This is a genomic window from Asaia sp. BMEF1 (assembly GCF_051628905.1).
In the GTDB taxonomy this organism is placed as follows: domain Bacteria; phylum Pseudomonadota; class Alphaproteobacteria; order Acetobacterales; family Acetobacteraceae; genus Asaia.
Genome location: NZ_CP157575.1, coordinates 2,865,540 through 2,879,433, shown reverse-complemented (window position 1 = coordinate 2,879,433; position 13,894 = coordinate 2,865,540). Strand labels below are relative to the sequence as shown.

Annotated in this window: 25 protein-coding genes; all 25 read right to left on the bottom strand. The window is 59.9% G+C overall.

Features of this window, described 5'->3' with window-relative positions; all coding sequences use genetic code 11:
• Positions 1-22: 22 nt before the first annotated feature.
• Positions 23-196, bottom strand: a complete 174-nt coding sequence (locus ABHV46_RS12870; protein WP_023978976.1) for a DUF1328 domain-containing protein — start codon at positions 194-196, stop codon at positions 23-25.
• Between the two features lie 74 nt (positions 197-270).
• Complete coding sequence (locus ABHV46_RS12865) at positions 271-696, bottom strand: ASCH domain-containing protein (protein ID WP_336946646.1); 426 nt, start codon at positions 694-696, stop codon at positions 271-273.
• 79 nt (positions 697-775) lie between these two features.
• Positions 776-2,089: an MFS transporter gene (locus ABHV46_RS12860; RefSeq protein ID WP_438381759.1), complete on the bottom strand. Its 1,314-nt coding sequence runs from the start codon at positions 2,087-2,089 to the stop codon at positions 776-778.
• A 346-nt stretch (positions 2,090-2,435) separates the two neighbouring features.
• Positions 2,436-2,861, bottom strand: a complete 426-nt coding sequence (gene rplQ, locus ABHV46_RS12855) for a 50S ribosomal protein L17 (RefSeq protein WP_336946648.1) — start codon at positions 2,859-2,861, stop codon at positions 2,436-2,438.
• A gap of 38 nt (positions 2,862-2,899) precedes the next feature.
• On the bottom strand, positions 2,900-3,919 hold the full coding sequence (locus ABHV46_RS12850) for a DNA-directed RNA polymerase subunit alpha (RefSeq protein WP_023978980.1): 1,020 nt from the start codon (positions 3,917-3,919) through the stop codon (positions 2,900-2,902).
• Positions 3,920-4,075: 156 nt separating this feature from the next.
• Complete coding sequence (gene rpsK, locus ABHV46_RS12845) at positions 4,076-4,468, bottom strand: 30S ribosomal protein S11 (protein ID WP_023978981.1); 393 nt, start codon at positions 4,466-4,468, stop codon at positions 4,076-4,078.
• Positions 4,469-4,561: 93 nt separating this feature from the next.
• Positions 4,562-4,939, bottom strand: a complete 378-nt coding sequence (gene rpsM / locus ABHV46_RS12840; protein WP_023978982.1) for a 30S ribosomal protein S13 — start codon at positions 4,937-4,939, stop codon at positions 4,562-4,564.
• A 224-nt stretch (positions 4,940-5,163) separates the two neighbouring features.
• Positions 5,164-5,739 (bottom strand): adenylate kinase, encoded by a 576-nt coding sequence (locus tag ABHV46_RS12835; RefSeq protein WP_336946649.1) that lies wholly within the window; start codon positions 5,737-5,739, stop codon positions 5,164-5,166.
• The gene (secY, locus tag ABHV46_RS12830) at positions 5,736-7,112 is read right to left on the bottom strand and encodes a preprotein translocase subunit SecY (protein WP_025840908.1); all 1,377 of its coding nucleotides are present in this window, start codon (positions 7,110-7,112) and stop codon (positions 5,736-5,738) included. The genes ABHV46_RS12835 and secY overlap by 4 nt, the downstream gene beginning before the upstream one ends.
• Positions 7,113-7,222: 110 nt before the next feature.
• The gene (gene rplO, locus ABHV46_RS12825) at positions 7,223-7,708 is read right to left on the bottom strand and encodes a 50S ribosomal protein L15 (RefSeq protein WP_188426063.1); all 486 of its coding nucleotides are present in this window, start codon (positions 7,706-7,708) and stop codon (positions 7,223-7,225) included.
• Position 7,709: 1 nt separating this feature from the next.
• Positions 7,710-7,895: a 50S ribosomal protein L30 gene (gene rpmD, locus ABHV46_RS12820; RefSeq protein WP_025840910.1), complete on the bottom strand. Its 186-nt coding sequence runs from the start codon at positions 7,893-7,895 to the stop codon at positions 7,710-7,712.
• Positions 7,888-8,469, bottom strand: a complete 582-nt coding sequence (gene rpsE / locus ABHV46_RS12815) for a 30S ribosomal protein S5 (protein WP_336946651.1) — start codon at positions 8,467-8,469, stop codon at positions 7,888-7,890. Before rpsE ends, rpmD begins: the two co-directional genes overlap by 8 nt.
• Positions 8,470-8,482: 13 nt before the next feature.
• A complete protein-coding gene (rplR, locus tag ABHV46_RS12810) occupies positions 8,483-8,845 on the bottom strand; it encodes a 50S ribosomal protein L18 (protein ID WP_025822052.1) in 363 nt (120 codons plus the stop codon).
• On the bottom strand, positions 8,845-9,381 hold the full coding sequence (rplF, locus tag ABHV46_RS12805) for a 50S ribosomal protein L6 (protein ID WP_336946652.1): 537 nt from the start codon (positions 9,379-9,381) through the stop codon (positions 8,845-8,847). The genes rplR and rplF overlap by 1 nt, the downstream gene beginning before the upstream one ends.
• A gap of 10 nt (positions 9,382-9,391) precedes the next feature.
• The gene (rpsH, locus tag ABHV46_RS12800; protein ID WP_188426066.1) at positions 9,392-9,790 is read right to left on the bottom strand and encodes a 30S ribosomal protein S8; all 399 of its coding nucleotides are present in this window, start codon (positions 9,788-9,790) and stop codon (positions 9,392-9,394) included.
• An 11-nt stretch (positions 9,791-9,801) separates the two neighbouring features.
• Positions 9,802-10,107 (bottom strand): 30S ribosomal protein S14, encoded by a 306-nt coding sequence (rpsN, locus tag ABHV46_RS12795; protein ID WP_188426067.1) that lies wholly within the window; start codon positions 10,105-10,107, stop codon positions 9,802-9,804.
• Between the two features lie 115 nt (positions 10,108-10,222).
• Entirely contained in the window at positions 10,223-10,789 is a 567-nt protein-coding gene (gene rplE / locus ABHV46_RS12790) for a 50S ribosomal protein L5 (RefSeq protein ID WP_025885439.1), read from the bottom strand.
• 10 nt (positions 10,790-10,799) lie between these two features.
• On the bottom strand, positions 10,800-11,120 hold the full coding sequence (rplX, locus tag ABHV46_RS12785; protein ID WP_025840917.1) for a 50S ribosomal protein L24: 321 nt from the start codon (positions 11,118-11,120) through the stop codon (positions 10,800-10,802).
• Positions 11,120-11,488, bottom strand: coding sequence for a 50S ribosomal protein L14 (gene rplN, locus ABHV46_RS12780; protein WP_025822040.1), 369 nt, complete (start codon positions 11,486-11,488; stop codon positions 11,120-11,122). Before rplN ends, rplX begins: the two co-directional genes overlap by 1 nt.
• Positions 11,489-11,502: 14 nt before the next feature.
• A complete protein-coding gene (rpsQ, locus tag ABHV46_RS12775; protein WP_336946653.1) occupies positions 11,503-11,784 on the bottom strand; it encodes a 30S ribosomal protein S17 in 282 nt (93 codons plus the stop codon).
• A 13-nt stretch (positions 11,785-11,797) separates the two neighbouring features.
• On the bottom strand, positions 11,798-12,031 hold the full coding sequence (gene rpmC, locus ABHV46_RS12770) for a 50S ribosomal protein L29 (protein WP_025822036.1): 234 nt from the start codon (positions 12,029-12,031) through the stop codon (positions 11,798-11,800).
• 2 nt (positions 12,032-12,033) lie between these two features.
• Complete coding sequence (gene rplP, locus ABHV46_RS12765) at positions 12,034-12,450, bottom strand: 50S ribosomal protein L16 (RefSeq protein WP_023978997.1); 417 nt, start codon at positions 12,448-12,450, stop codon at positions 12,034-12,036.
• Between the two features lie 47 nt (positions 12,451-12,497).
• Positions 12,498-13,175 (bottom strand): 30S ribosomal protein S3, encoded by a 678-nt coding sequence (gene rpsC, locus ABHV46_RS12760; RefSeq protein WP_336946654.1) that lies wholly within the window; start codon positions 13,173-13,175, stop codon positions 12,498-12,500.
• A gap of 1 nt (position 13,176) precedes the next feature.
• Entirely contained in the window at positions 13,177-13,608 is a 432-nt protein-coding gene (gene rplV, locus ABHV46_RS12755) for a 50S ribosomal protein L22 (RefSeq protein WP_336946655.1), read from the bottom strand.
• A gap of 2 nt (positions 13,609-13,610) precedes the next feature.
• Positions 13,611-13,889, bottom strand: coding sequence for a 30S ribosomal protein S19 (rpsS, locus tag ABHV46_RS12750; RefSeq protein WP_023979000.1), 279 nt, complete (start codon positions 13,887-13,889; stop codon positions 13,611-13,613).
• Between the last annotated feature and the right edge of the window lie 5 nt (positions 13,890-13,894).

Here is a 13,894-nt window from a genome sequence, read left to right as displayed (position 1 = left end):
TGTTCTTTACCTGTGAAACAGGTCAGGTCACGGCCTTGCCGACAAACACCGCAATGACGAGGAAAAGAACGAAGAGCGCGATGAACAGGAAGAAAAGGATCTTCGCAATCCCGGCAGATGCCGCCGAGATACCGGTGAACCCGAACAGACCCGCGATGAGCGAGATAATCAGAAAGAAAATAGCAAGCTTGAGCATAGGAGAGCCCTCATTGTTCCGTTCGTGGTCAACGCGATCTCGCAATGAAAGTTCGTCCTGTAATCACCTTCCGGTCAAAGCACGTCCTCTCGCGTTTCGGGGAACACAAACACAACGACAAATTCCTCGCACCAGAGGTCCATCGTCTCGCTGAACTGATCCAGACGACGGAAATAACGCTCATGCTCACGTTGCCAGAAAGCCAGGCTCCCGTCGCCTTCTCCTTCCTTGGCCGCGAAGTCCTCGCCCACATCGCAGTAGCGTCGTTTGTCGAGGCTCCGAGTCTGCGTGATCGCGCGGGGCCGATCCCTGCCGTCGCAGACTACGCTCAGCTTGCCTATATGCGTCTGCTGCCCCTCTGAGGCGGCCCAGCACGTACCGGTCTTGAGACCGCGCAGAACGAGGTCGAGGAGCTCATCGGCCAGGGCCGGACTATCGCCGAATGAAAAGCGCTCAAGGCTTTTCCAGTCTGGTGGCGGTTTGAGAAGGAGATCGACCATCGACTCACCAAAAGGGCGCCGTCGACGATTGTCAACGGCGCCCCTCGGCGTGCTGGAAGCGGCCTCGCTGCGACGGGGCCTAGTGCCCGACAGCCGTGATGGTCTCGCCACGGGCGAGGGCTTCCTGCGTGTAGCGGCGTGCCTCATCCGAGATGCGCAGCGTGACGGTCATGCCGGCAGCGGCGAGATAGATCAGCGCGAAAGCCCAGATGATTCCCTCCATGCCGAAGCCGAAAACGCTCTCGCAAATGCCGGCAATGGCAGGACCGACCCAGGTGCTGGCGCCTGCGCCCAGACCGAGGATCGAAAGGGCCGCTGCCTTTTCCTTGGGGCAGATCTGCGGCATCAGGCCGGAGAGCGGCACAAAGGCGGCTACGGTGGCGCCATAGAAAATACCGACAGCAGCAGCTGCGGCGAAATTGCCCGGGTACCAGACAGGGACGTAGTAGAAGAGCGGGATCGAGACGAAGCCGCCAATACCGCCGAACACGGCGACGATGAAGCGATGGCCCAGCGCATCGGCCAGCATGCCCGAAACAAGATTGAACAGGATGTTGCTGAGGAAGATCAACGACAGCAGGTTCAGCCATTGCCCTTGGGTGAAACCCAGATGGTCGATGAAGAAGGCTGGCATGATAGCCAGAAAGGCATATTCCGACGACGTGTCGATCGTGCGCACGATACCCGCAATCAGGGTCTTGGGCTCACGCCACATGATGCTGATCGAGCCGAAAAAGATATCCTTCGTGCTGACATGGTCAGGGAGGAGGCGCTTTTTGCCGGTCGGCTCATGCGTAAACAGAAGCGCGACGAGACCGCCCAGAATGACAAGGCCGAGCGAACACCAGAACGTGGCCAGTTCGCCGATAGCCGGAATGGCGTAACGCGCAAACTGCGAACCGAGCGTCGGCAAACCGGCTGAGAAGGAAAACCAGAACCAGCCCGCTGCGGAGCCCAGCATGTTGGCGGGTGTGGCCGCAGCAATCCACACCAGAAAACCGTAGGCGAAGAGCGGATAGGCAAATCCACGCAACGTGTAGAACAGGATGGTCATCGGGAAATTATTCGGCCCGAGACCGAGCGCCAGAAGCCCGACTTCGAGCACAGCCCAAAGAATCAGGCCGATCCACATGACTTTTTTGGGTCCGTAGAGGTCGGAGAGCGGCCCCGAAAACCAGGCCGAAATCATCACCGTTATGCCATAGGTCGTGAACAGCAGGTTCACGTCGCCCTGGGTATGGCCGTTATGGAGCATGAAGGTGTCGAGATACCCTGCCTCAACGCCGTCACCGATCATGAACAGCAGCAGGCCGACGAAGCCGAAGAAAAGGGGGCGTGGAATGCCAAGGATCTCTGCGATCCCGCGTCTCTGGGTGGTGCTTGCCTCAGACAAAGAAGCTCTCCTGTATCTACACGCAGCGCGAGCTTTGCCGGACCTCATTGCCCAGGGCAGCATGGGATGCGTGGTGACTGGTCCTACGAGAGTGCTCGGACCGTATGGGGGATCAGGATCGGTGAACGCGGCTGGGCGCCCAGATATCCGTCCTGACATCGCGATTCCGTGAGAATGCGGCGTCGCGACCCGATCTGCTCATAAATCCCACGCTTTGCGCTCGGATTGATCAGATCGGCTTGTTGCGACGGTCTTAAACGATTTGAGAGAAATTTGTAAGCCAAAAACAAAAAGGGCCGGACAGATCCCTGCCCGGCCCTCTCTGCACTGTATGAAGCAAATGGCCTCAGGCAGCCATCGGCTCTTCACCGGACTGATTGAACACCGGGCCGCTGTCCTTGCCCTTGGCGTCGACATCGCGGTCAACCATTTCGACGACGGCCATGTCGGCGTTGTCGCCATAGCGAACGCCAGCCTTCAGAACGCGGGTATAGCCACCCGAGCGGCCCTGATAGCGCTCTGCAATGGTCGAGAACAGCTTGGTGACGATGGTCTCGTCGCGCAGCTGGGCAAAAGCCTGACGACGAGCGTGCAGCGTGCCACGCTTGCCGAGGGTGATCAGCTTCTCGACAACCGGGCGGATTTCCTTCGCCTTGGGGAGCGTCGTCGTGATCTGCTCGTGCTTGATGATAGCCACGGCCATGTTGCGGAACATGGCAGCGCGGTGGGTCGAGGTAACATTGAGCTTACGCCCAGCAACACCATGACGCATGATCGGGTTTCCTTACTCTACTTTCTTCCGGATGGGGCTCAGAACGTCTCGTCGAGACGCTTTGCCAGATCCTCAATGTTCTCGGGAGGCCAGGCCGGAACATTCATGCCCAGCGACAGACCCATGGAAGTCAGGACTTCCTTGATTTCATTCAGCGACTTGCGTCCGAAATTCGGCGTGCGCAGCATTTCCTGCTCGGATTTCTGCACGAGGTCGCCGATATAGACGATGTTGTCGTTCTTCAGGCAGTTCGCGCTACGAACGGAAAGTTCGAGCTCGTCAACCTTGCGAAGCAGGTTGCGGTTGAACGGCAGGTCGTCACGCGGCTCTTCCTGACGGACCGGACGCGGCTCATCGAAGTTGATGAACAGCTGTAGCTGGTCCTGGAGGATGCGTGCTGCAAGAGCAAGGCTGTCTTCCGGCGTGACCGCACCGTTCGTCTCGACCGTGAGCAGAAGCTTGTCGTAGTCGGTGACCTGACCCACGCGGGTCGGCTCGACCTTGTACGAAACCTTGCGCACCGGCGAATAGATCGCATCGATCGGGATGAGCCCGATCGGCGCATCTTCCGGACGGTTTGCAGCAGCCGGGACGTAGCCCTTGCCCATGTTCACCGTGAATTCCATGCCGAGCTTCACGCCGTCATCGAGCGTGCAGATCACGAGGTCGGGGTTCATGATCTCGATGTCATGACCGGCCTGAATCTGGCCCGCACGCACTTCGCCGGGGCCAGTAGCCGTCAGCACCATGCGCTTGGGGCCTTCGCCATGCATACGCAGGGCAAGCTGCTTGATGTTCAGCACGATATCCGTCACGTCCTCGCGGACGCCCGGCACGGACGAGAACTCATGCAGCACGCCGTCGATCTGGATCGCCGTTACAGCGGCGCCCTGAAGCGAAGACAGCAGAACGCGACGGATCGCGTTGCCGAGCGTCATGCCAAAACCACGCTCCAGCGGCTCGGCGATCACCGTGGCTGTCTGCGTGGGCACGGAGCCGGGCGCGACTTCCAGCTTTTCCGGCTTGATAAGGGACTGCCAGTTCTTCTGGAGGACCAATGTCGTGGCCTTTCAAACAACTTGTCCCGCTGGGACCCAACGGAACATCAACCGCGCCGGAGCGCGGTCAGAACGTGCCGGTGGCCTCTCCCGGAGGAGAAACCACCTACGGACGGGTGGTGACAGACAAGCGGCCCACGAAAGGGCCGCCGTCAATCAGACGCGACGACGCTTGCGCGGGCGGCAGCCGTTATGCGGCACCGGGGTCATGTCGCGGATCGACGTGATGGAGAACCCGACGGCCTGGAGGGCACGCAGGGCGCTCTCACGGCCCGAACCCGGACCCGAAACTTCGATTTCCAGCGTCTCCATGCCGTGATCGCGTGCCTTGCGGCCTGCGTCTTCAGCAGCGACCTGAGCAGCATATGGGGTCGACTTGCGCGAGCCCTTGAAGCCCTGTGCGCCAGCCGAGGACCACGCAATGGAATTGCCCTGAGCGTCGGAGATGGTGATCATGGTGTTGTTAAACGTCGAAAGAACGTGCGCGACACCAGAGATGATGTTCTTGCGCTCCTTCTTGCGGATACGCGGAGTTGCGGCCTTGGCCATAGTGAGGTCGTCCTGTCAATCTTGGCAATGAGCGAAGGGCAGAGGACAGCCTGTTGGGCCGCCGCTCGCCACGATCCGCTTAAGATGCGCGAATTAGCGCGTAGCTTTCTTCTTACCGGCAATCGCCACGGCCTTGCCCTTGCGGGTACGGGCGTTCGTGTGCGTCCGCTGGCCGCGCACCGGCAGACCACGGCGATGACGCAGGCCACGATAGCAACCAAGGTCCATCAGACGCTTGATGTTCATCGCGGTTTCGCGGCGGAGGTCGCCCTCGACGCGGTAGTCGCCATCGATCAGTTCGCGGATCTTCACGATCTCATCGTCGCTCAGCTCGTTAACGCGCTTCGCTTCAGGTACTTCGAGCTTGGAGCAGATTGCCTTCGCCGTCGACGGACCAATGCCGTAGATGTAGCTCAGGGCAATGACTACCCGCTTGTTCGTCGGAATATTTACGCCGGCAATACGCGCCACGCCACTCACTCCCTGCCCGGCCGAAAAGGCCAGGCTCTCTTTTTGCTTCGACCCAAAGCTTGGGCCAGTTCAATCGAAACTGTTCAGTCCGCTAAAGAATCGACCGCTGCGAAAGGGTCGATCACCGCGTCTGACAGCACCTGTGTCGAGGGCGCGCAATATATCGAGCACCCCCCATGAGTCAAATAAAACCGTTCACTTTTGCGTGATTGGTCTCATGTCTCTTACTTGTTCAGGCCCAGAGCCGCCACGATCGACGTCTGCACCGCCTCAAGGCTCTGCATCCCGTCAACGCGACGCAGGCGCCCAGCGTTCTCATAATAGGGCAGAATAGGCGCTGTCTGGTCTCTGTAGACCTGAATACGACGGCGCACAGTGTCGGGCTCGTCATCCGCACGACGTGTACCATCCGGCGCACGACGTGTGGCAAGACGCGCCACGATCTGCTCGGCATCTACTTCGATGAGGATGACCGCATCGATCTTGACCCCTCGCTCAGACAGCATGGCGTCGAGCGCCTGTGCCTGGCTCTCCGTGCGGGGGAATCCATCAAGGATGAACCCTGCCGCACAATCGGCCTTGAGCGTGCGGCTCTTGATCAGGTCGATCATCACCGGATCAGGCACGAACTGCCCGGATTCGACGATCGCCTTCACATTGAGGCCAAGCGGCGTCCCCTCAGCCATCTCGCCGCGCAGCATATCCCCGGTGGAGATATGCGCGAGCTTGAATTCCTGCTCTAGCAGGTCGGCCTGGGTGCCTTTCCCGGCGCCTGGAGGACCAAGAAGGATGATGTTCATCGACGACGCATTCCTCTTGCCTGATCCGCCTTGCCATTACCGCGACCGCGCTGCTTGCGAATCAGACCCTGATAGCGATGGGCAACGAGATGCGACTGTACCTGGGTCATGGTGTCGATCGTCACGGAGACGATAATGATCAGACTCGTGCCACCAAAATAGAAGGGCACGTTGTAGCGGCTGATCAGGATCTGCGGAAGCAGACACACGGCCACAAGATAGAGAGCACCGATCGTGGTCAGACGCGACAGGATACGGTCGAAATAGCGCGCCGTATTCGAGCCCGGACGAATACCCGGGACGAATCCACCCTGCTTACGCAGATTCTCGGCTGTCTCTTCAGGATTGAAGGTCACGGCCGCATAGAAATACGAGAAGAACAGGATCATCGCGGCGTAGAAGATCATGTAGAGCGGTTGGCCCTGCCCGAACTCCTGGCCGAGGGTGTTCAGCCAGCCCGGCATGTTCTTGCCGTTCATGAACCCGGAAATCGTGACCGGGATCAGAAGGACAGAAGATGCGAAGATCGGCGGAATGACGCCAGCCGTGTTAACCTTGAGCGGCATATGCGACGAATCGCCACCGAACATACGGCTACCGACCTGACGCTTGGGGTACTGAATAACGACGCGGCGCTGGGCCTGCTCCATGAACACGATGAAGGCGATGGTCGCCCCGGCAAGCACCAGAAACAGCAGAACGAAGAACGGCGATAGCGCGCCCGTATAACCAAGCTGAAACAGGCTCGCGAGAGCATGAGGCAGATTGGCGACAATGCCGGCGAAGATAATGAGCGAAATGCCATTGCCCACGCCGCGCGACGTGATCTGCTCGCCCAGCCACATGAGAAACATGGTGCCGCCCACGAGAGTGATCACGCTGGACAGAATGAAGAACGGCCCCGGAGAGACGACTGCGCTCGTTCCGCCACTGGTCATGTGCTCCAGCCCCATGGCGATGCCATAGGCCTGAAAAAGAGCAATCAGCACCGTCAGATAGCGCGTATAGGCATTGAGCTTCTTGCGACCCTGCTCACCTTCCTTCTTGAGCGCCTCAAGTGACGGCAAAGCGGTCGAGAGAAGCTGCACAATGATGGACGCGCTGATATAGGGCATGATGTTGAGCGCGAACACGGTCATACGACCGAGCGCACCACCGGTGAACATGTCGAACATGCCGATGATACCGCCCTGGTTCTGGTGCAGGAGTTGCCCCATGACCGTCGCATCAACACCAGGCACCGGAATATAGGTGCCGAGGCGATAGATGATGAGCGCGCCCAGAGTGAACCAGATACGCTTTTTCAACTCGGTCGCCTTGGCGAACGAGCTCAGATTGAGATTGGCGGCAAGCTGCTCGGCTGCGGAGGCCATCCACCGGTCCTTTCAACAAAAACAGCGTCACCGCGCAGGCGCGGGACGCTGTTCATGATTACCTGTGCCCGCCCTGCACCGCAACGGCCCAGGGCGTTCTTATCGGGCGATCAGGCCTCGGCGGGAGCCTCGGCCTTGGCGGCAACCTTGACAGAGCCACCAGCCTTCTCGACAGCCGCGATAGCGGTTGCAGAGGCACCGGAGACTTCTACGGTCACAGCGCGGGTCAGCTCGCCCTTTGCCAGCAGGCGGATACCGGCATATTTGCCAGTCCCAACCAGACCGGCGGCGCGCAGCACCTCTTCCGTGATCGTCACGTCTGCCTGAAGCTTGCCATCAGCCAGTGCACGGTCGATGGCGCCCAGGTTCACAGGAGCAAACTCCTTACGGAAAATGTTCTTGAACCCGCGCTTCGGCATACGACGATACAGCGGAAGCTGACCACCCTCGAAGCCGTTCAGAGACACGCCTTCACGGGCCTTCTGACCCTTGACGCCGCGACCTGAGGTCTTGCCTTTGCCCGAGCCGATACCACGGCCCAGACGCTTCTTGCGGTAACGCGCACCGGCGTTATCGCGCAGTTCATTAAGGTTCATATCAACCCTCCACCTGGATGAGGTGGGCAACCTTGCGGATCATGCCGCGAACCGAAGGGGTGTCCTCCAGTTCACGCTCACTGCCGATTCCGCGCAGACCGAGACCCACGAGGGTGTCAGCCTGGCCGGGCTTGCGCCCGATAGCGGAAGCGATCTGCTTGACGCGAACAGTCTTGTTCTCAGCCATGGGTCGCCTCCGCTGCATCGTCGGTCTGAGCGTCGCGCTTGGCGAACAGCTCGGAAGCCTTCTTGCCACGACGGCTTGCAACAGCGCGGGGGCTGCTGCAACGCTCGAGCGCGTCGAAGGTCGCCTTGACCATGTTATGCGGGTTACGGGTCCCAAGGGACTTCGCAACAACGTCGTTCACGCCCAGTGACTCGAAGACAGCGCGCATCGGGCCGCCTGCGATGATCCCGGTTCCGGCTTCAGCTGCACGAACCACGACCTTGCCAGCACCGAAATGCCCGAAAGAATCATGGTGAAGCGTGCGGCCTTCCTTCATCGGAACGCGAATCATGGTGCGCTTGGCGCGTTCGGTCGCCTTGCGGATTGCTTCGGGAACTTCACGAGCCTTGCCCGCACCGTACCCAACGCGACCCTTCTGGTCACCAACCACAACCAGAGCAGCAAAAGCGAAGCGACGTCCGCCTTTTACCACTTTAGCAACGCGGTTAATGGTTACCAGCTTGTCGACCAGATCGTCGCCTTCGCGTTCCCGCTCGCGACCACCACGGCCGCCTTCTCTTGGCTCACGTGCCATGTGTGATCCTTCCTTAGAACGAAAGGCCGCCCTCACGGGCAGCTTCGGCCAGCGCCTTGACGCGACCATGATAAAGATATGCACCGCGATCGAACACGACCGCCGTTACGCCAGCGGCGAGAGCGCGCTCTGCAACCAGCTTGCCGACAACCGAAGCGGCTTCGACATTCGCGCCGGTCTTGCCAGCATCGCGCAGGGTCTTCTCGAGGGTCGAAGCGCTGGCGAGCGTTACGCCCTGCGCATCGTCGATGACCTGTGCATAAATGTTCTTGCCTGAACGGAAGACCGACAAACGCGGCCGGCCACCGCTCTTGCGGCGAAGCTGGAAGCGAAGCCGCTGACGGCGCCGTTCCTGCAATCCATGCTGCGTAGCCATTATTTCTTCTTGCCTTCCTTACGACGGAGAACTTCGGTCTCGTAACGCACGCCCTTGCCCTTGTAGGGTTCCGGCTTGCGGAAGTTACGGATGTCGAGCGCTACCTGACCAACACGCTGCTTGTCGTTACCTTCGACCGTAATGGCCGTCGGACGAGGCGTGGTAATCTTCACGTCGGCGGGGATCGGATAGACGACGTCGTGGGAATAACCCAGGTTCATCACCAGATTCGAACCCTGCACGCTGGCACGGAAACCCGTTCCGGTGATTTCCAGCGTCTTGCTGAAACCCTCGGAAACGCCCTTGACCAGATTGGCGACAATGGCGCGAGTCGTGCCCCACATCGTCCAGGTCTCGCGCGAACGGTTACCGACCGGGAGGATCGCAACCTTACCGTCTTCGACCTTCGCTTCGACGAAACGCGTCAGCGGCATGGTCAGAGAACCGCGCTTACCCTTGGCCGTCAGCGACCCGTTGGCAATGGAGATATCCACGCCTGCAGGAATGACAACCGGATACTTGCCTACTCGTGACATGTGATCCTCCTTAGAAGACGCGGCAGAGGACTTCGCCACCGACATTCGCGGCGCGAGCCTCGATATCCGACAGGATACCGCGCGGGGTGGACAGGATCGACACGCCGAGACCGGCATACACGCGCGGCAGTTCCTTGATCTTGGAATACACGCGACGGCCCGGCTTGGACACGCGGTGGATTTCCTTGATCACGGGCTGGCCGTCAGCATATTTCAGCTCGATGCGCAGCTGGGAGATACCGGCACGCAGCTCTTCCGTGGTGTAACCACGAATATAGCCTTCGCGACGCAGCGCTTCCAGAACGTTTGCACGCAGCTTGGAAGCCGGTGCGATGCAAGCCGCGTGACGCGCACGCTGGGCATTGCGAATGCGGGTGAGCATATCACCCAACGGATCGGATAGGGACATTCGCTTCTACCTTACCAGCTCGACTTGACCATACCGGGGATCTGGCCGGTGGAGGCCAGGTCGCGCAGAGCGATACGGCTCAGCTCGAACTTGCGGTAGTTCGCGCGGGGACGTCCCGAAACCTTGCAGCGCAGACGGAAACGAACGCGCGACCCGTTGCGTGGCATTTCTGCCAGCTTCAGGGTTGCGTCGAAACGCTCCTCTACCGGAAGGGTCCGGTCCTTGATGATATCTTTCAACGCGGTCCGCTTCGCCTTGTCGCGCTGCGCCATATAGGCGCGCTTGGCGTTGCGGTTCACGGCGGAGATTTTTGCCATGCTAAATCTTCTCCCGGAACCTGTCGGGCCAATCCCAACGGTTTTCCAAACAGCGTGTGTATATAGGGAGCCGGGATTGCTTTGGAAAGCAAAAAACCCGGCTCAACCCGATAAATCAGGCAGTGAAGGGCAGATCGAACGCCTTAAGCAGCGCTTTTGCCTCTTCATCCGTCTTCGCCGTGGTGACGAAGATGATGTCCATGCCACGTACGGAGTCGATCTTGTCGTAATCGATTTCCGGGAACACGATCTGCTCCTTGATGCCCATGGCAAAATTGCCACGACCGTCAAAGCCCTTGTTCGGGGGCAGACCGCGGAAGTCACGGATGCGCGGCATCGCGATCGTCACGAGACGATCGAGAAACTCATACATACGTGTGCGACGCAGGGTCACCTTGCAGCCGATGGGCAGGCCTTCGCGGATCTTGAACCCGGCGATTGCCTTGCGGGCAACCGTCTTGACGGGCTTCTGACCGGAGATGGCTGCCATTTCGGCAACGGCGGCATCGAGCTGCTTCTGGTCGCCGGCGGCTTCGCCAACGCCCATGTTCAGGACGATCTTTTCCAGCTTAGGAACCTGCATGGCGTTCTTGTAGCCGAACTGCTCACGCAGCTGGCCACGAAGGACGTCATTGTAACGCTGCTGCAGGCGCGGCTGAACGCGGATAATGGTCTCGCTCATGGTCGCCCCCTTAGCCTTCGATTACTTCGCCGGTCACCTTGGCGACGCGGACCTTGCGCCCGTCCTCGAGCTGACGGAAACCGACGCGAGTCGGCTTGCCGCTCTTCGGATCGACGAGCTTCAGGTTGGACAGATGAACCGGCATTTCCTTGGCGATAATGCCGCCTTCCTGGTTCATACGGGTCGGCTTCTGGTGACGCTTGGCCACCGCAACACCGCGCACGATGGCCTTTTCGACCTTCGGCAGAACAGCAAGGACCTCACCGCGCGTGCCGCGCGACGAGCCGGAGAGGACCAGAACCTGGTCACCCTTCTTGATACGAGCAGCCATTATAGCACCTCCGGAGCCAGGGAGATGATCTTCATGAACTTGCGCGCACGCAGCTCACGAACCACCGGGCCAAAGATACGCGTGCCGATGGGCTCCATCGACTTGTTGATCAGCACAGCCGCATTCTTGTCGAAGCGGATGGCGCTGCCGTCAGCGCGACGAACGGGGTAGGACGTGCGAACGATGACGGCCTGATGGACGTCACCCTTCTTCACCTTGCCGCGGGGAATCGCTTCCTTAACGGACACGACGATCACGTCGCCGACCGAGGCGGTTTTCCGCTTGGAGCCGCCCAGCACCTTGATGCACTGCACCTGACGAGCGCCGGAGTTGTCGGCGACTTCCAGATTGGTCTCGGGATGGATCATTTCTCAGTCCCCTCTTACGCTGACGCCTGAGCCGGTGCCGTCGCCGCAACCTCAAGGGCCGCGCCGTTACGGGTGATCACCGTCCAGGTCTTGCGCTTGGAAATCGGAGCGCATTCTTCAATGCGCACCGTGTCTCCGATCTTGCACTCATTCAGCTCGTCATGCGCCGCATACTTTTTAGAGCGACGAATGAACTTCTTATAGAGCGGGTGCATAATGCGGCGATCGACGAGAACGGTAACCGTCTTGTCCATCTTGTCGCTTGTCACTCGCCCTGTCAGGACGCGCCTTGGCATCGTCCGTCTCCTCTCAGGACTCTGCGGTGGACGTTTTTGCGCCCACCTTGTTCTTCGATTGATGCGCAACCGTCTTGATGCGAGCAATCGCACGACGGAGTACGCGAACGCGGCCGACTCCCTCGGACTGGCCCGTGGCAGCCTGGAACCGGAGGTTCAGCTGCTCACGCTTCAGGTCCAGAAGAAGGGCATCGAGCTCATCGGCTGACTTGGCGCGCAGATCGGCAACTTTATATGCGTCAGCCATGATCAAGCCTCCCCAATCCGGGTGATGAACTTGGTCTTGATCGGCAGCTTCGCTGCGCCAAGAGCCAGTGCCTCGCGTGCCACTTCAGGCGGCACGCCTTCGATTTCAAACAGCACGCGACCGGGCTTCACGCGGGCCACCCAGAACTCGGGCGAGCCCTTGCCGGAGCCCATGCGGACTTCGGCAGGCTTCGTGGAAACCGGCAGATCCGGGAAAATCCGGATCCACACGCGACCTGCACGCTTCATGGCGCGCGTGATCGCGCGACGTGACGCTTCGATCTGGCGTGCCGTGATACGTTCGGGTTCGAGAGCCTTAAGGCCGAACGCGCCGAAATTCAACGTCGTTCCGCCCTTGGCCAACCCATGAATGCGACCCTTATGGGCCTTGCGAAACTTAGTCCGCTTCGGGGAAAGCATGGTGTCGTATCCTCATGCGCCTCGCGGCGCTTGTCATAATCTACTGCTCAGCGCTGCGGCGCTTGTTCCGCTGCACGACGGTCCTGAGCCATCGGATCATGGGCAAGGATTTCACCCTTGAAGATCCAGACTTTCACACCGCACGTACCATAGGTCGTCTTGGCAGTGGCGATACCGTAATCGATGTCGGCGCGCAACGTATGAAGTGGCACGCGACCTTCGCGATACCACTCGATACGAGCGATTTCCGCACCACCGAGACGGCCGGAGCAGTTGATACGAATGCCCTGTGCGCCAAGACGCATTGCGGACTGAACCGAACGCTTCATGGCACGACGGAAGGCAACGCGACGCTCGAGCTGCTGCGCGATGTTCTCAGCGACCAGAGTTGCATCGATCTCGGGCTTGCGGATTTCGACAATGTTCAGCGCAACATCGGTCTTGGCCAGACGGCTCAGATCCTTGCGCAGATTGTCGATGTCCTGGCCCTTCTTGCCGATGACAACGCCCGGACGTGCCGCATAGATCGTGACGCGCGGCTTCTTGGCCGGGCGCTCGATCACAACGCGGGAGACGCCTGCACCCGAGAGCTTGCGACGCAGGTAAGCGCGCAGCATCAGGTCTTCATGCAGCAGACGGGAATAGTCATTGCCAGCGTACCAGCGGCTATCCCAGGTGCGGTTTACGCCGAGCCGGAGCCCGATCGGATTGACTTTGTGTCCCATATCAGGCTGCCTTCTGCTCTGCTGCGCCCTTGCCCTTGCCCTTCGGCGCAGGCGCTTCGTCTGCAGCGCGCTCGGCAACGACGATCTTCAGATGGCTGAAGAACTTCTCGATGCGCGAGGAACGACCGCGGCCACGAGCGTGGAAACGCTTCATGACGATCGACTTGCCAACTTCTGCGGTCTTGACCACGAGCTGATCGACATCGAGCTGATGATTGTTCTCGGCGTTTGCGACAGCGCTCTCGAGGGCCTTGCGGACCTCCTGAGCGATGCGGCGACGCGAGAACGTCAGCGCTGCGATTGCCTTGTCTGCCGGCTGGTTGCGAATCATCGCTGCAACCAGGTTCAGCTTGCGCGGGCTGACGCGGATGTTGCGGGCTACTGCCTGCGCTTCCGTGTCAGCGAGTGTGCGAATGTGCTTCGGCTTGCTCATGATCAGCCCCGCTTCGACTTCTTGTCGGAAGCATGACCCGGGAACGTGCGCGTCGGCGAGAACTCACCGAACTTGTGCCCGACCATGTTTTCCGTCACCTGCACCGGCAGGAACTTATGGCCATTATAAACGCCGAACGTGAGTCCGACGAACTGCGGCAGGATGGTGGAACGACGCGACCAGATCTTGATCACCTCATTACGACCCGAAGCGCGTGACGCTTCGGCCTTACCGAACAAGTACCCGTCAACGAACGGGCCCTTCCAGACGGAACGTGCCATCTCTG

Coding starts and splice junctions, on each gene's coding strand:
- secY (WP_025840908.1), bottom strand. CDS start 7,112: ATGGCCTCCGCAGCCGAGCAGCTTGCCGCCAATCTCAATCTGAGCTCG.
- rplN (WP_025822040.1), bottom strand. CDS start 11,488: ATGATCCATCCCGAGACCAATCTGGAAGTCGCCGACAACTCCGGCGCT.
- rplX (WP_025840917.1), bottom strand. CDS start 11,120: ATGGCTGCTCGTATCAAGAAGGGTGACCAGGTTCTGGTCCTCTCCGGC.
- rpsC (WP_336946654.1), bottom strand. CDS start 13,175: ATGGGACACAAAGTCAATCCGATCGGGCTCCGGCTCGGCGTAAACCGC.
- ABHV46_RS12835 (WP_336946649.1), bottom strand. CDS start 5,739: ATGAACATCATCCTTCTTGGTCCTCCAGGCGCCGGGAAAGGCACCCAG.
- rpsK (WP_023978981.1), bottom strand. CDS start 4,468: ATGGCCAAGGCCGCAACTCCGCGTATCCGCAAGAAGGAGCGCAAGAAC.
- rplQ (WP_336946648.1), bottom strand. CDS start 2,861: ATGCGTCATGGTGTTGCTGGGCGTAAGCTCAATGTTACCTCGACCCAC.
- rpsQ (WP_336946653.1), bottom strand. CDS start 11,784: ATGCCAAGGCGCGTCCTGACAGGGCGAGTGACAAGCGACAAGATGGAC.
- ABHV46_RS12865 (WP_336946646.1), bottom strand. CDS start 696: ATGGTCGATCTCCTTCTCAAACCGCCACCAGACTGGAAAAGCCTTGAG.
- rpsH (WP_188426066.1), bottom strand. CDS start 9,790: ATGTCCCTATCCGATCCGTTGGGTGATATGCTCACCCGCATTCGCAAT.
- rplE (WP_025885439.1), bottom strand. CDS start 10,789: ATGAGCGAGACCATTATCCGCGTTCAGCCGCGCCTGCAGCAGCGTTAC.
- rpmC (WP_025822036.1), bottom strand. CDS start 12,031: ATGGCTGACGCATATAAAGTTGCCGATCTGCGCGCCAAGTCAGCCGAT.
- rpsE (WP_336946651.1), bottom strand. CDS start 8,469: ATGGCACGTGAGCCAAGAGAAGGCGGCCGTGGTGGTCGCGAGCGGGAA.
- rpsS (WP_023979000.1), bottom strand. CDS start 13,889: ATGGCACGTTCCGTCTGGAAGGGCCCGTTCGTTGACGGGTACTTGTTC.
- rplO (WP_188426063.1), bottom strand. CDS start 7,708: ATGAACCTTAATGAACTGCGCGATAACGCCGGTGCGCGTTACCGCAAG.
- rplR (WP_025822052.1), bottom strand. CDS start 8,845: ATGGCTACGCAGCATGGATTGCAGGAACGGCGCCGTCAGCGGCTTCGC.
- rpsN (WP_188426067.1), bottom strand. CDS start 10,107: ATGGCAAAAATCTCCGCCGTGAACCGCAACGCCAAGCGCGCCTATATG.
- rpmD (WP_025840910.1), bottom strand. CDS start 7,895: ATGGCTGAGAACAAGACTGTTCGCGTCAAGCAGATCGCTTCCGCTATC.
- ABHV46_RS12870 (WP_023978976.1), bottom strand. CDS start 196: ATGCTCAAGCTTGCTATTTTCTTTCTGATTATCTCGCTCATCGCGGGT.
- rplF (WP_336946652.1), bottom strand. CDS start 9,381: ATGTCACGAGTAGGCAAGTATCCGGTTGTCATTCCTGCAGGCGTGGAT.
- rplV (WP_336946655.1), bottom strand. CDS start 13,608: ATGAGCAAGCCGAAGCACATTCGCACACTCGCTGACACGGAAGCGCAG.
- rplP (WP_023978997.1), bottom strand. CDS start 12,450: ATGCTTTCCCCGAAGCGGACTAAGTTTCGCAAGGCCCATAAGGGTCGC.